Genomic DNA, 15,116 nt, shown 5'->3' with positions numbered 1-15,116 from the left:
TCCCGTGCAGGTAAAGGGAGTTCCCGTGATGAAGTGTGTACTTCGTCACTACAACCTGGAAGGCTGTTCGATCGTCGATATCACGGCCAAATCGCCTGCAGGAACGCATAGTTCGGCAATTCACGCCCCTCTCACAGGGGTTCGGCTCCATGTCGACAAGATCACTTGGTCGATGTGATCTGCGGCACGTCGCGCGGCCCGCTCCCAACCGGTAGGTTCCGCGCACCTGTGCGCACTCGCGCCACCGCATCCCCGTTCCCGCAGGAGTACCCGTCATGGGACAACCACCCGCCCACGTCCGCCCACGATCCCGTCCGGCCGCGGTGGTCTGCGGGCTCGTCGCGCTCTCCCTGGCCGGAGGAGTCTTTGCCGGCACCGCCAACGCCGCGCCGCGCGCGGGCGCCCCGCCCACCGCCACGACACCCCCCGCCGATCCCCGGGTCGCCGCCGAGAAAGCCGCGACCGCGCAGGCCAGAAGCACCGGACAGGACACTCCCGTACCGGAGTTGACGACCGAGACCGACACCGTCACCGCCAGACCCGACGGAACCCTCGTGCTCAAACGCACCGTCGAGCCCTCGCGGACGAAGAAGACCGGGACCTGGCGCGATCTCGACCCCACGCTGACCCGGGCCGGGGACGGCACCGTGCGGCCGGCGAGCACCACCACCGACCTTGCCCTGGGCGGGGGCGGCAGTCGGTTGTTGGCGTCGATGACCAACGGCGGGCGCAAGCTCACCTTCACCTGGCCCACCGCGCTGCCCGCGCCCGTCCTGGCCGGCGACGGCGCGCTCTACCCCGGGGTGCTGCCCGACGTCGACCTGAAGGTGTCGGCGACCGAGCAGGGCGGCTTCTCGCACACTCTGATCGTCAAGACCGCGGCGGCCGCGAAGAACCCGCAACTGGCCACGCTCAAGCTCGGGATGAGCACCGACGGGGTCACCGTCGCCGCGACCGGCGAGGGCCGCATGGCGGCCAAGTCGCCCGATGGGCGGGAGGTGTTCCGGGCTCCGGCGCCCACCATGTGGGACTCGCGCACCACCCCGAAGGCCGACGGCGCCGCGCGTGGCGCCGCGTCGACGGCCGGCGCGGGCGACACCGGTCCCGGCGCGATACCGGCGGACGAGTTGGCCTCCACCGACAAGCGGCCCGGCGTGCACGCCACGACCGCGCCGATCGCGACCGCGGTCGGCGGGGGCGCGCTGACGCTGACCCCGGACCAGGGGCTGATCAACGCCTCCGACACGGTGTTCCCGCTCTACATCGATCCCGCGTGGGTGCCCATGCTCGACCGGGTCAGCATGTACGGCTGGGCCCAGTCGGCCTTCCCCACGACACCCGGGCGCGACAACACGAACTGGCTGCCGGGCGCCGGGTACCAGTGGTACGACCAACCCAGCGGACTGGAGCGCTCCTTCTACCGGGTCGACTACAACTGGCAGGGGCGCCTGAACGGCAAGTCGATCAAACGCGTCGTGTTCACCACCACCCAGGTGTACTCCGCGAGGTTCAGCTGCCTGGACGCGGAGGCGGAGCCGGTCTACCTGCACCTGACCACCGACACCCTGACCAACGACACCAACTGGAACAACCAGCCCACCGACCTGGGCCTGTGGGGAACCGCCTCGGTCCCCGGCACCAAGAAACCCAACTGCGGTAACCGCAAGGCCGAATTCGACCTCACCGCCAACCTCGCAGCCCACCAGAACTGGCAGACGCTCACCTTCGGCGTCTACGGCAAGGAAAGCCCCCAGAACACGTCCAACCTCGGCTTCAAGCGGTTCTCCCGCGAAGCCGCGGACAACTACATCACCATCGAGTACAACACCAAGCCGAACACCCCCACCGACCTGCACATGACACCCGAGCCCGTGAACGGGGAAGCGTCCGGGAACTGCGGCTACATCGGGGCCGTCAACCCCGTTCGCGGCGGCGTCAGCCTGTTCGCCACCCTGTCCGACCCCGACGGACACGACGTCGTCGCCCGGTTCGCGGTCAACGAGGTCGGCAACGGCGATCCGCTCGTGTACGACAGCAGTTGGGTCTCCGCCGGACCCAGCGGCCACGTCGCCCGCGCCGACATCCCGGTCGGCACACTCCTGGGCGGCCGCACCTACAAGTGGGCCGTCGTCTCCGACGACGACGACCTCGAGTCGAACTGGATCAACGGCTGCACCTTCACCGTCGACGACACACCCCCGCCCGCGCCCGTCGCCATCCCCAGCATCGACTTCCCCGTCAACGGCGGCGGCAGGCACGCCGGCGAGAAGGGCACCTTCACCTTCACCGCCACCGACGTCGGATCCGGCGTCGACCGCGTCGAATACTCCCTCGGCGGCACCATCCCCGTCGGCGGCGCCGCCCAAGCCCAGTACGACCCGGTCGAGAAGGTCTGGAAGATCAAGGACCTGCCCGTCCTCGACTGGGGCGGCCAACGCCTGTTCGCACAGACCGTCGACAAGGCCGGAAACACCTCCCAACAGACCGCCTACACCTTCTACGTCCCCGCCGACCCCAACCATGAGACCAAACTCGGCGACATCGACGGCGACCGACGCCCCGACCTCGTCGTCGTCGACAACGCCGGCGCCCTGAGGATGTACGGCGCCAACACCGCACCCACCCCCGGCGGAACACTGGTCTCCGAGAAGGTCCAAGGCCCGCCCGACTCGAGCGGCCGCCCGACATGGACAGGCGCGTCCATCACCCACCGCGGCGGTCAGGGCATCGGACGCGACGACCTCTACGCCCACGCCCAGGGGCGGCTGTACATCTACCGCAGCGGCGCCCCGGGCGCCAACAACCAGTACTTCGCCAGCGATCGACGCGACCCGGTCATCCGCCCCGACGTCTGCGTCGACCCCACCCGCCCGGACAACCTGTGCGTCTCGTTCAACCGCAACTGGAAACAGGTCACCCAGATCCTCGCCCCCGGCAACGTCGACAACGACCTCGACCGCCAGACGGCGCGCCTGGACCTGCTCACCCTGGAGAACGACACCACCGGCAAACCCCGCCTGTGGCTCTTCCACGGCGACACCTCCCCCGGCTCCTTCGACTACGCCCGCCCGCTCGGCGACGCCGACTGGACCGGCCTGGACCTGATCGCCCCCGGCGACGTCAACGGCGACGACCACCCCGACCTGTGGGCCCGCGACCGCGCCACCGGCTTCCTCTACCAGTACGCCTCCCGGAAGAAGGCGGATGGCACGATCGACCTCGCCGCGCTCGGCGACGCCGCCGCCCGTACCCGCATCGGCATCGGATTCGACGCCGCGCTCTACCCCAAGGTCTCCTCCGACGGCGACCTCGACGGCGACGGCAGAACCGACCTGTGGGCCCAGGCCGCCGACGGCACCCTCTACACCTTCCGCGGCCAAGCCCCCGACGCCACCGGCAGCCTCTTCGCCCCGGCCGCGTTGATCGCCGACACCAAACCCTGGGCGGAATGCGCCAAGTTCCCCTCCGCCGGCAACGCCGCCGTCCAGATCGAACTGTGCGGACCCATCCTCGCCAAATACCAGGCACTCGGCGGACCAACCGGCCGTCTGCACCTGCCGATCGCTCCGATCGCCGCCGACGGAACGGGCAAGTACGTCAACTTCCAGGGCGACAGCGGCAACACCACCGACCGCGCCTCCATCCACTGGTCACCACTGGCCGGAGCCTGGTCCGTCCAGGGCGACATCCGCGCAGCCTGGCTCGCCCAAGGCGGCACGAGCGGAACACTCGGCTACCCCGTCTCCGACGAGGACATCGTCAAGGACGGAGCCGGCACCCACATCGGCAGCATGTCCCGCTTCACCGGAACACCCGCCACCGGCCCCGGCGTCGTCACCTGGACCCCCACCGGCGGCGCACACACCCTCAACGGAGACATCTTCCAACGCTGGCAGGCCATGAACGGCCCCCGCGGCGTCCTCGGCTTCCCCACCACCGACATCCTGCCCACCGCACCCCAAAAGCCGGGTAGCTACGCGCACTTCAGCATCCCGGGGGCGAGTGGGGACACGGCGTCGATCTACCGGTCCGACGCCACCGGGGCATGGCCCGTGTGGGGGTCGATTCGCGGGACATGGGCCGCGCAAGGATGGGAGACGGGGCCGCTCGGGTTCCCGACCAGCGCCGAATACGGCGTGATGGCAGGGGCGAGCAGCAACTTCGAGGGCGGGCACGTCCGGTGGAACATGCACACCGGGGGGACGACCGTCTACCCGGGGGCGGACGAGACGCCGATGGGGCGCACCATGCTCTCCGGGGACTTCGACGGCGACGGGCGTTCCGACGTGGCCACCGTGGTGGACTTCGGGGGGTGCGCGACCGGATGGTTCACGCAACTACGGCGCGCCGACGGGTCGTTGGGCGAGCCTCGACAAAGTCACGTGCAGCCGGCGGGGACGTTCTGTCAGGGGGACGCGAAGTACGCCGCCGGGGACTTCGACGGCGACGGGCGTGCGGACGTCGCGGCGTTGTATCACTACGGGAACGGGCACGTGCGCGTGTTCACCTTCCTCGCGAACGCCGGCGGTGACGGCGGGTTCCACCCCGGCGGCGCCGGGTGGGAACATCCCGCCGGGTGGGACTTCGAGCGGACGACCCTGCTGGCCGGGGACACCACCGGGGACAAGCGGGCCGACCTGGTGCTCGTGCAGGGGTACGCCGACGGGCGGATCTCCACACACAGCCTTCCCGCCGCCGCGGGTGGGGTGTTCGCCACGCTGGTGAACGGGTGGGTGGAGACCAACCCGGACTGGTGGCGGTACCAGAACGCCCGCTACACGCTCGGGGACCTGAACGGGGACGGGCGGGCCGATCTGGGGGCCGTCTACGTCCACGACACCGGGGAGGCCAAGGCGTTCGGGTTCATCACCCGACCCGACGGCACCATCCCCGCGCCGGTGGCCTCGTGGAGTGCGCCCGGGGCGGGATGGAACATCGGACAGATACAGGCGACCGCCGCCGACACCAACGGCGACAAGCGCGCCGACATCGTGCTGATGTTCGACCAGGGCGGCGCACAGACAACGCTGCGGACACTGCTCGCGAAGAGCGACGGGACCCTGGACGCGCCGTTCGCGAGTTGGGACAGCGGGGCCGGGAACTGGGAAGCGCCCCGCGCCGCGCCGCTCGCCGGGGACGTGAACGGCGACGGACGCACCGACATCACCGCCGTCTACGACTACGGCACCACCCGCTGGGCCGCCTACACCTTCACCGCCAAGACCGACGGCGGACTCAACACCTACACCAAGAGCTGGGAGGCACAGGCCGGGATCTGGTAGACGTCAAACGACCACGGAGTGGGGCCCGGCACGCGACCACGCGCCGGGCCCCACCCATACCACCCGCACCGCACCTGAGGTCGACTGCGGCGCGGCACCGAGGTGTCCGCCGGAGCCGGTGGACCCGGATGGCGAGCGGTGCGGGCGGGCGGTACATCCGACCGGGCGCCTTCACGGGGAACGGGTGCCGACGTTCGGAAGGTCGTCGTCCGCCCCGCATGGTTGGCGCGTTCTGGGTCGTGGGCAGGGCCGGCATGGCGCCGGGCCGGGTGCGCCGTGCGGCTTCGTCGGCGTGCCGAGCCCTTGGCCGCTCCGGGGCTCACGTGATCGGTTTCGCTCGTTCCGTGCTGCGGCGCTCGTGATGGCCGGGGGTCACAGACGCTCCAGGAACAGCGACATGAGCAGTGACTCGACCGTGCAGACGAAGGTGCGAGCGGTGGTGATGTCGCCTTGGGAGGCGTGTTCGAGTTTTTGGCCGTGGTTGCTGATCCTGGTCGTCATTGCCATGAGGGCGTCGATCTGGGCGCGGACGAGTTCGGGTCCGGGTGACCGGTGGGACGCGAAGACGGCGTCCACCAGGCTGCGCGGCGGAACTCTCCGTGTCAGAGGCCGGGTGAACAGCGCGAACTCTCGGTCGAGATCGGGTTCGTGGTCTGCTGCCCGCCCGATTGCCACGAGCAGCGCGGTCTCGGTGACTCGGAAGCGGTCTCGTCTGCCGATGCGTCGTCGAACATGCGTGGGCTCTCGTTCCCCCGTCGTCCGTGCTCGCGTCGTCGGCGCGAACGTGGGCGACGGTATGCACGAGGGGTACATCCCGGAGGCGCCCATCTCGGCGCGGCGAGGGTGGGACCGGTCAGGGACGGCGGACTCAGGCACCCGGGACAACGGGGGGCCGATGGTGAAGCGCAGGCGCCGGGATCGGGTCCGGTGCCGGATCCGGGACCTCGACCGGGACCGGATGGCCGCGAGCCGGGTCGCACCCCGGCCCGCCGCCGCCCCCGTCCACGCACAGCAAGGCAACACGATGAACCACACCGGATGCCCGCACGGGCCACCCCGTCCCCGCTTCGGCGCCCGCGCCAGGGATACCGTCACTCCGGAGAACCGCCCGAACCCGGACCCCAACCCCAACCCCAACCCGGACCCGAACCCGAGTTCGAGTCCGGACCCGAGCCGGCGCCGTGTTCGATACCCGCCCATGCCGCCCCCCGGGCCGACCGCTCCGCTCCCGGAGGTGCTGCTGCCGGCGACGCCCCTGTCCCGGCTCGAACACCTCGTCGGGGCACGCCGGTTGGCCCAGGTGCGCGACGCGCTGCGTGCGGCCCGGACGCGCCTCGCCGGCCGCGAGGTCTGGCACGTCAGCGACAATCCGACGCGCGGCGGGGTCGCCGAACTCCTGCGCACCACCCTGCCCCACCTGCGTGGCGAGGGTATCGATACCCGATGGGTCACGATCGAGGGCAGCAGGGAGTTCCGCGCCTTCACCAAGGCGCTCTACTACCGGTTGTGCGGGGTGGCCGCCCGCGACCACGAGGACGTGCCGGACCCGGAAAGCGGACGGGACGTGTACGAGCAGGTGAGTCGCGCCGCCGCGCGGCGACTGCTCGGCGTCGTGCGTCGGAGCAGCGTGGTCGTCCTGCACGATCACCAGACGGCCGGCCTGATCCCGTACCTGCGCGAGGCCGGGTGCGTCGTCTTGTGGCAATGCCACATCGGCACCCCTCTCGACGCCGAACGGGCGGGTCCCGCATGGGACTTCCTGCGTCGATACCTGTCCGCCGCACACGGCTTCATCGCGTCCTACGACGGAGCGTTGTCCGCAGGGCCACCCGATGTGCCGATTCGTATCCTGACGCCCTCCATCAATCCGCTGGCACCGAAGAACCTCCTCCTGCGGCCCGCCGCAGAGGCGTCGCGGCTGATGGCCCGGATCGACCGGGACACCGGATCGTTGCCGGTGGGTACCCCGCTGGTGACGCAGGTGAGTCGATGGGACCGGGTGAAGGACATTCCGGGCGTGATCGAGGCGTTCACCGACCACGTCGATCCGGGGTTCGGCGCGCACCTGCTCCTCGTGGGGCCCCGGGCGGCCGGCGATCCGCAGGCCGAACGGGTACTCGCGGAGTGCCGCGAAGCCCGCGAGCGTCGCCCGAACCAGCGGGATCGGGTGCATCTGGTGCAGATCCCCACCGACCAGCCCACCGAGCACGCGCTGACGATCAACGCCATCCAGAGGTGCTCGACCGTGGTGATCCAGAAGAGTCTCGCGGAGGGATTCGGGTTGACCGTGTCGGAGGCCGCCTGGAAGGGGCGGCCCGTCGTCGCCTCACCGGTGGGCGGCATCCGGCAGCAGATCGAACACGGCCGGTCCGGGCTGCTGTTGGCGCACGCGCGTGATCTGTCCGGGCTCGGCGCCGCGGTCGGGCGATTGCTCGCCGACCCGACGTACGCCCGGGAACTGGGCGAGAACGGACGACGACACGTGCGCGGGCGCTTCCTCACCGACAGCGGCGTGCTGGGGCTCGCCCGGATTCTCTCCGATGTCGCATAGGAGACGGCCGGAGACGGCTGGACGCGGCAGCGGCCCCGTCCACCACGACACCAAGGAGAACCGATCACCATGCGCATTCTCGCCCTCGGCGCCCATCCCGACGACGTCGAACTTTTGTGCGCGGGCACCCTCGCGTACTACCGGGCACGAGGCGCCCACGTGGACATCGCCATCCTGACCAACGGCGCGCCCACCGCGCGAGTCGCCCCTCCCGTTGCCACGATCGGCGTCCGCGCGCGCGAGGCTCGCGAAGCCGCGTCGGTACTGGGAGTCGATCCGATCCTCCTCGGCCTCCCCGACGGCTTCCTCTACGACACCCCCGAGACCCGACTGCTCGTCGTGGACCTGCTCCGCCGTACCCGCCCCGACCTGGTCTTCGCACACCACCCCGACGACTACCACCCCGACCACCGGGCCGCGAGCGCCCTCGCGGGCGCCGCGCGGCTGCTGGCCCGCGAACCGGGCATCGAAACCGACCACCCCGCGCTCGGCGCGGTGCCGGGGATGTTCCACATGGACACCCTGACCGGCGCGAACGCGGGTACACCGGACCTGTGGGTGGACATCACCGACACGATGCCGACGAAGGAGGCCATGCTGGCGCGCCACGAGAGCCAGAACGATCGCCGCCGCCGGCGCGCCGGCCGGGACTTCGTGGATCTCGCCCGGCGGCAGTCCACCGTGCGCGGCGCCGAGGTGGGCGTCGCCCACGCGGAGGCGTTCACGGGCGCCCGGGCCCATCCGCCGACGACCCCCACCGCCCTCGAACTGCCGTGGATCGCCCGTGCCGCGCCAGAGGTGGGCAACGCGTCCGAGTCCCTCGACACGACGCGCGAACACCGCCGAGCCGGGGCATGAGACCCGGGACGGGAAGGAACGGAACCGCATGCGTATCCGAGCCGACGCGGCGCCCGCCACCCGGCCCGAAGGGCCCCGACGCGGCGCCGAGCAGCGCCGATCGCGCGTCGGCCGTCGCGGGTTGTACACCGTGTTCTTCCTCAACGGATCGATCCTCGCCAGTTGGGCGCCGCGCATTCCGCAGGTCAAGGCCGACCTCCACCTGTCGGACGGGCAACTGGGCATCGCCCTGCTCGGCGTCGCGCTCGGTTCGGTTCCGGCGATGCCGGCGGCCGGCATCTTGGTGGACCGATTCGGCAGCCGGATCGTCACCCGCGCCGCACTGCCGGTGTACGCGTCGGCGATCGCCCTGCTCGCACCGGCCGACGGACTGCTCTCCCTGACCCTCGCCCTCGCGGTCCTGGGCGCCGCGGTGGGCACCCTGGACGTGGCCATGAACACCCACGCCGTCGACGGCGAACGCGGCTCGCGGCGCTCCCGCATCTCCTCGTTCCACGGCCTCTACAGCGCGGGCGCGCTCGCCGGCGCGCTGATCGGTACGGCCGCGGCGGCGGCCGGAGTGCGTCCGGACACCCAGTTCCTCGTCACCGCCGCCGTGGCCCTACTCGCCTCGGCGCCGGCCGCCGCGGTGCTGCGGCCGGCCGTACACGCCATGCACCGGTCGCGGACGCGGCCCCGCTCCCGGGTCGGGCCCGGATCGCGCCGGCGCCTGCTGTGGCTGAGCCTGCTCGGGCTGTCCGTGCTGCTCATCGAAGGGGTGATCACCGACTGGGGCACGGTATACCTCGCGGATTCGGTGCACGCGCGGCCCGGCGTGTCGGGCACGGGCTACGCGGCGTTCGCGCTGGCCATGACGCTCGGGCGGCTCGCCGGTGACCGTGCGGCGGCGCGATTCGGCCCGGTTCGCGTCGTGCGCTTCGGCGCGCTGACGGCCGGCTCCGCCGCCGCGATCGCGATCGCGGCGCCCACCCCGTGGGTGGTGGTACCGGCGTTCGCGGCCGTCGGCCTGGGTATCGCGTCCTCGTTCCCGCTCGTGCTCGGCGGTGTCGGCCGGCAGTTCCCCGATGCGCCGGGCCCGGCGGTCGCCACCGTCTCCAGCACCGGCTACCTGGCCTTCCTCGCCGGACCGCCACTCGTCGGCTTCCTCGCCGCCCACCTCGCCCTCCGCGCGGCCCTGCTCGTGCTGCCCCTCCTCGCCCTCGCCGCCGCGTCCCTCGCCGGACTCCTGTCCCGCGAACCGAGCATCGACCCACACCCACGCCGGCCACAATCGTGTGCCAGTGCGTGACACAGATCGACAGGGCGGACCACTTCCTGGTCAACGCGCTGCTCGACGACGGACCGGCGTTCTTCGGGGTCGGCCGGGACGACACCATCGAGCTGGTCTCGATCCGGGACTCGATGGGACTGCGCGGCACCCGCAGCCGGTTGGTGGAGTTCGCGAAACGCTGCTGCGCGCGAGCACCGGTGCCACATCGTCGACCCGACCGCGCCGAACGTCATCGCGCTCGGCCCGCCGTGGTTGTCGATCGGCGTCGCCGAGGCCGCGCTCGACGCGTGCACCGACCATGCCCGCAAGCGCGTCGTGCCGAGCGGTTCGTCATGTGGGTGGCCGGCACGCCGAACGCGGTGGGAAGCGCGGCGCGATCCGCCCCGGGTGAATCCGTATGTCATTCCCCGCACAGCCGCGTCGAAGCCGGCGTTGACGTCGGTGCCGAGCGCCGCGAACGGGCCGATGGTCGGGTTGAACAGGCCGATGGTGACGTTGCTTTTGGTGCCGGTCGCCTTGGCATCGTTGTTCTGCGGGCCGCCGGCCCTTGCTCGAGGAGTTCTTGCCGCCGCAGGCCGCGACGACCAGGAGCGCCGCGGCCGCGACCGCGGCCACTCCGACGCCGGACGCGGACTGGAAAGTGGGCCGCGTGGTCCCATCACGCCTCGGACGGGGTCGTCGCGTCCCGGCCGGGAACGCTTGGCGCAATCCCTTTGCGTGTTGTGCAAAGCGGTTCATCGTGGGGGTGTGCGGGTGCTATCACTGGGAGTTCCCGCACCGGCAGGCGAGGAGGTCGTCCGTGGCCGGCGTCAGGCAACAGCGGCAGCGCCCGGGTTCGGGCATGCGGGTACGGCAGGCTCGGTTGGCCCGGGCATGGACGCCGGCCGAACTCGGTCGGCGTGCCGGGTACTCGGCCGCGCAGGTCTCGCGGTACGAACGCGGTCTCGCGCCGTTGACGGACGTCACGGTCATCCGGCGGTTCGCCCACGCGCTGGAGTTGTCGGTCGAGGACTTCGGGCTCGCGCCGACGCCGCCGTTACCGGGAGCGCGTCCGGCCACGCATGGACCGTTTCCGGGGCTGCCGGGTTCTACTGTGGTGCGCGAGAACCCACGAGAGGGCGAGAGAGTGCGCAGACGACGCCTGTTGGCGGACCTGGCGGCCACCGCGTCCCTTCCCCTCGTCGGCGCGGGCCCGGCCGGCGCGCGGACGCCGGTGTCGGGTGATGTCCTGGTCGCGCGGGTGCGCGATGCGATGCTCGGTCTTGACGCCGCGCCGCCGACCACCACGACGGCGCGGGTGCGCGGCGCATTGGCCGTGGCCATGGGCGACTATCACGCCGGTCGCTACGGCGCGCTCGCGGAACGTCTGCCGTGCCTGGTCGCGGCCGGCCACGCCTTGGCCGACGACAGTGCGAGCGCCGAGCACCAGGCGCTGCTGGCGGAGGTCCATGTGCTGACCACGCGCATGCTGATCAAGCTGGACGACGTCCAGTTGGGGTGGATGGCCGCCGACCGCGCCCGCGCCACCGCCCACGCCGGGAACAGTCACTCGTCGCCGCGGAGGCCGCCCGGAACCTGGCCGTTCTCGCCCGCAAGGCCGGGTGGCACGAACAGGCCATGCGCATCGCTCTCGACGCCGCCGACTACCCCACCCTCCAGGGCCCCTCCCCGCGCTTCGCCGCCGAACGCGGTTTGCTGATCCAATCCGCCGCGTACACGGCCGCGCGGGCCGGGGATCGGGACGGCATGCGTGGACTCACCGACGAGGCGGCCGCCATCGCCGAGCGCCTGGGCGGGGTCATGCTCCGCGACCACGGCGGCGGCTTCGGACCAGCCACCGTCGCCCTGCACCGCATCTCCGCCGAGAACGCCGCCGGCGACCCCGGCGCGGCCATCACCGCCGCCCGCACCATCGCACCCGCGACCCTGCCCACTGTGGAGCGCCGCTGCCGCTACTTCACCGACGTCGCCACCGCCTACGCCCACTGGGGACGCCGCGACCAAAGCCTCCAAGCCCTCCTGACCGCCGAACGCTGCTCCCCCGAGGAAACCCACCCCCGACCCGCCGTCCGCGCCCTCGTCACCGGGCTCCTCGTCGGCGGGCGCACCACACCCGAACTCCGCACACGCGCCGCACGCTGCGCCATCACCTGACCATCGGCGAGGCGCAGGCGGACCGGTGGCCGCTCAGGTTCGTTCGGGCCGATGCCGAGGAGCCGGTGCGGAGTACGCCCCTGCCGGTGCCGGACGCGTCGAGCCGATCGCAACCTCTCGGCTCGGTGGGCGAGATCGACGCTGGTTCGTCCGAGTGAACGCACCCTTCGACTCGGACCGGGCGCGGGGCACGCCGCCCGAACACCATGCGTGCGGTGATCGCCGCCCGCCCCGAGTCGGCGCGAGCCCGCCGCTCGGTCTTGGAGCGAATCCGAGCCTCCGTTGGCAATGGATCTCCCGACCTGCCCGCAGGAATCGAGCCGCTGTTCCGAGTTGTCAAGCTCGCGCCCCGCCTTTCTCCGGAAGTTGCTCTTTCATCGCACGGGCCCGAGTGACCTCGGGCACCGCTCCGCGGGGTGGCGCCCACGCCGCCAGGCGCCAGGACGCGGGCGATCCGCAGGAGCGCCGAGTGGGTGTCCGGTGCGAAGACCGCCCTCTGTGTTGCCACGGCCGTCTTCCTTCGCTCACACGAGCGGAACCCAACCGAGGAAGATGTGGCCGGCGGCCCCGTAGCGCAGAACGTCCTGAGGGCCGGTGGTGGAAGTCGGCTCGCACGCGGTGGAGACCCCCAGCAGCAGCCCGCCCGTCACGCGACACGCTTTGACGGCGTCCAAGCTCGCCGACGACGACCATTGCCCGTCCGGGCCGGCGTCGACGTGGACGGTGGAGCCGGTCAGTCGGGCGAGGGGCGGGACCTGGTCGGCCACCCACTTGTCGACGATCAGTTCGCGGCCCATGGGGCGCAGCCCTCGGGCCCGCCAGTGCCGTTCGGTGTTCACGCTCCAGCCGTTGTCGCCGTCCTGGTCCAAGTGCACCGCCTCCAGGTGTGGACAGACGATGAACCTGTTCGCGCTCCTGACCGGCCGGCCGCCGTTCACCGGCCCCACCGGCTTCGCGATCATGCAACGCAAACTCAGCGAAGACGCCCCGCACCTGGACATCTCCTGGACCGGCCGGGAACCGATCGTGCCCTGACCGTCCTCGTGTCGTCCGTGCCGATTCCGCAACAACCTCGTGGGTGGGCGGTGCCTCACACGGCGCCCTGATCATCCGGTTACGTCTTATTTTCGAATCCGGCTGGCACGTACTTGGCTCTGGCAAGATTTTCGTAGCCGGAGATCATCCCGAGATGATGGTCTGCCCAGTCGTCGGCGGGAAACCTCTGACTGTGTTCTATCGAACTGTCGCAATTGATACCGAACTTGGCCGACGTGCTGGTGACCTCGACTGATCTCACGGGTCCCGTGATCGGGATCCAGGCCCGTACGAACTCCCCTGCCGCGGCGGCCTGTACGGGGTGTGGTGCGCCGAGCGAGTGGAGTCACAGCCGCTACGTGCGGCACCTCGCAGACGCTGCGGTCGGGGGTCGGCGCGTGCGGATCGACCTGAGTGTGCGCCGTTTGTACTGCGAGAATCCGGCCTGCCCGAAGGTGACCTTCGCCGAGCAGGTGCCGGGGTTGACCGAGCGCTATCAACGGCGCACTCCGCTGTTGCAGCGTGTGGTCGAGGAGGTCGGCGTCCTCCTGGCGGGCCGCGGCGGGGCCCGGATGCTGCGGGTCGTCGACGTCGCGCTCTCGCGGAGTACCGTCCTTTCCCAACTGATGCGCATGCCGCTGCCCCCGCTCGTCACACCACACGTGCTGGGGGTGGACGACTTCGCGCTGTACGGCGACACCTACGGCACCCTCCTGGTGGACGCCACGACCCGCCTCCCGCTCACTCTCTGGAAAGGCCGGGACGCCGAGCAGCTCGGCCGATGGCTGCGTGAACACCCCGGCGTCGACGTCGCCTGCCGCGACGGCTCTCTCGCCTATCGACAGGGCATCGCGGCGGGCGCCCCCGACGCCCTCCAGGTCAGCGACCGTTTTCACCTCTGGCAGGGCCTGTCCCGGCGCGTGAAGGACGTCGCCTCCGCCCACCGCGACTGCCTGCCCGCCGCGCTGCCCGAACCCGAGGACACCACCCCTGAGCGCGACGGGGCGGCAACAACGGCGGACACACGCGCCGATCGCCACGCACGGCGGCTGTTCGAAGCCGTGCACGCGGCCATCGACACCGGTCGCTCCCACAGCAGCGTGGCCCGCGAACTCGGCCTGGACCGCCGCACGGTGCGCAAGTACGCTCGCGCCCGCACCTGGCAGGAAGTCGTGCGCCGACCGCCCCGCCGCCCGTCCACACTGGATCCGTACCTCGACTACCTGCAACAACGCTGGGACGAGGGTGAGCACAGCGCCACGGTCCTTCATCAGGAGCTCCCGGCCAAGGGCTACTCGGGCCACTACCAGCGCGTGAAGATGGCGGTCGCGCCGCTGCGGCGCGGCCTGCCCCTGGACGAGCCGTGCGAACGACCGCCGTCTCCGCGCGAGGTCGCACGCTGGATCGTCACCGCGCCCCACCGGCACACCCCGCAGACCGCCGAGCGACTGCACCGGCTCCTCGAGCACTGCCCGGAACTCCACCGCACCCACGACCTGATCCGCCGGTTCGCGGCCATGCTCGACAACCACGACGCCACACCACTACCGGACTGGCTCGACCGACTCACCGCCGGCGGACTGCCACCTCTCGTCGGGATCGCGACAGCCCTGCGCGAGGACCGGGACGCGCTGGTCCAGGGGATCACCACCCCCCTACAACTCCGGCGTGAACGAAGGCCGCATCACCGACGTAAACTCCAGAAACGCATCATGGCGGGACGCGCCGGCGTCCCCCTTCTCCGCCAACGCGTCGTTCTCATCGCCCACTTACGCCGCCGATACCCGGATCGGCCGATCACGAGCTCGGAATGATCTCCGGCTACGAAAATCTTGCCAGAGCCAGAAAAGTGCTCAGGCGTGTACAGATGAACGGGCTCTGTCGCTGATCTTGTGACGCTCAGGGTCCTGCTGTTGGCTCAGGTGTCCTGGGTCGCCACTCCTCGCGGTAGTCGGGGTGTTCGGCG

General features: G+C 71.2%; 10 protein-coding genes. 8 read left to right on the top strand and 2 right to left on the bottom strand.

All coding sequences use genetic code 11. From position 1 onward, the window contains the following. Positions 1-275: 275 nt before the first annotated feature. The gene (locus ACFXKZ_RS49230; RefSeq protein WP_380013940.1) at positions 276-5,282 is read left to right on the top strand and encodes an LGFP repeat-containing protein; all 5,007 of its coding nucleotides are present in this window, start codon (positions 276-278) and stop codon (positions 5,280-5,282) included. A 372-nt stretch (positions 5,283-5,654) separates the two neighbouring features. On the opposite strand, the gene ACFXKZ_RS49225 is transcribed toward ACFXKZ_RS49230, so the two are convergent. Further along, positions 5,655-5,783, bottom strand: coding sequence for a hypothetical protein (locus ACFXKZ_RS49225; RefSeq protein ID WP_380013937.1), 129 nt, complete (start codon positions 5,781-5,783; stop codon positions 5,655-5,657). A gap of 697 nt (positions 5,784-6,480) precedes the next feature. Between ACFXKZ_RS49225 and ACFXKZ_RS49220 the strand changes: the two genes are divergently transcribed. From ACFXKZ_RS49220 to ACFXKZ_RS49200, 5 genes are all read left to right on the top strand, one after another. Then, positions 6,481-7,833 carry a glycosyltransferase gene (locus ACFXKZ_RS49220; protein ID WP_380013934.1) on the top strand — a complete coding sequence of 451 codons (1,353 nt, stop codon included), beginning with the start codon at positions 6,481-6,483 and terminating at the stop codon, positions 7,831-7,833. Between the two features lie 69 nt (positions 7,834-7,902). Further along, positions 7,903-8,691, top strand: coding sequence for a PIG-L deacetylase family protein (locus ACFXKZ_RS49215; RefSeq protein WP_380013931.1), 789 nt, complete (start codon positions 7,903-7,905; stop codon positions 8,689-8,691). A gap of 28 nt (positions 8,692-8,719) precedes the next feature. Next, a complete protein-coding gene (locus ACFXKZ_RS49210) occupies positions 8,720-9,979 on the top strand; it encodes an MFS transporter (protein ID WP_380013928.1) in 1,260 nt (419 codons plus the stop codon). Between the two features lie 781 nt (positions 9,980-10,760). After that, positions 10,761-11,660, top strand: coding sequence for a helix-turn-helix domain-containing protein (locus ACFXKZ_RS49205; RefSeq protein WP_380013925.1), 900 nt, complete (start codon positions 10,761-10,763; stop codon positions 11,658-11,660). Beyond that, positions 11,579-12,115 (top strand): hypothetical protein, encoded by a 537-nt coding sequence (locus ACFXKZ_RS49200; protein ID WP_380013922.1) that lies wholly within the window; start codon positions 11,579-11,581, stop codon positions 12,113-12,115. The genes ACFXKZ_RS49205 and ACFXKZ_RS49200 overlap by 82 nt, the downstream gene beginning before the upstream one ends. 524 nt (positions 12,116-12,639) lie before the next feature. Here ACFXKZ_RS49200 and ACFXKZ_RS49195 read toward each other — a convergent pair. Beyond that, entirely contained in the window at positions 12,640-12,984 is a 345-nt protein-coding gene (locus tag ACFXKZ_RS49195) for a hypothetical protein (RefSeq protein ID WP_380013919.1), read from the bottom strand. Between the two features lie 28 nt (positions 12,985-13,012). Here ACFXKZ_RS49195 and ACFXKZ_RS49190 point away from each other — a divergent pair, with 28 nt between their 5' ends. Further along, positions 13,013-13,150, top strand: coding sequence for a hypothetical protein (locus ACFXKZ_RS49190; protein ID WP_380013916.1), 138 nt, complete (start codon positions 13,013-13,015; stop codon positions 13,148-13,150). A gap of 236 nt (positions 13,151-13,386) precedes the next feature. Next, positions 13,387-14,964, top strand: a complete 1,578-nt coding sequence (locus ACFXKZ_RS49185) for an ISL3 family transposase (RefSeq protein WP_380014057.1) — start codon at positions 13,387-13,389, stop codon at positions 14,962-14,964. Positions 14,965-15,116 lie beyond the last annotated feature (152 nt).

The organism is Embleya sp. NPDC059237, assembly GCF_042754105.1.
Classification (GTDB): domain Bacteria; phylum Actinomycetota; class Actinomycetes; order Streptomycetales; family Streptomycetaceae; genus Embleya.
The sequence above is the reverse complement of the archived record's forward strand: the minus strand, read 5'-3'. Positions and strand labels throughout refer to the sequence as shown.

Bases quoted from the DNA above. Each gene is read 5' to 3' on its own strand.
- ACFXKZ_RS49220 (WP_380013934.1), top strand. From the start codon at position 6,481: ATGCCGCCCCCCGGGCCGACCGCTCCGCTCCCGGAGGTGCTGCTGCCG.
- ACFXKZ_RS49200 (WP_380013922.1), top strand. From the start codon at position 11,579: ATGCGCATCGCTCTCGACGCCGCCGACTACCCCACCCTCCAGGGCCCC.
- ACFXKZ_RS49210 (WP_380013928.1), top strand. From the start codon at position 8,720: ATGCGTATCCGAGCCGACGCGGCGCCCGCCACCCGGCCCGAAGGGCCC.
- ACFXKZ_RS49225 (WP_380013937.1), bottom strand. From the start codon at position 5,783: ATGACGACCAGGATCAGCAACCACGGCCAAAAACTCGAACACGCCTCC.
- ACFXKZ_RS49190 (WP_380013916.1), top strand. From the start codon at position 13,013: ATGAACCTGTTCGCGCTCCTGACCGGCCGGCCGCCGTTCACCGGCCCC.
- ACFXKZ_RS49230 (WP_380013940.1), top strand. From the start codon at position 276: ATGGGACAACCACCCGCCCACGTCCGCCCACGATCCCGTCCGGCCGCG.
- ACFXKZ_RS49215 (WP_380013931.1), top strand. From the start codon at position 7,903: ATGCGCATTCTCGCCCTCGGCGCCCATCCCGACGACGTCGAACTTTTG.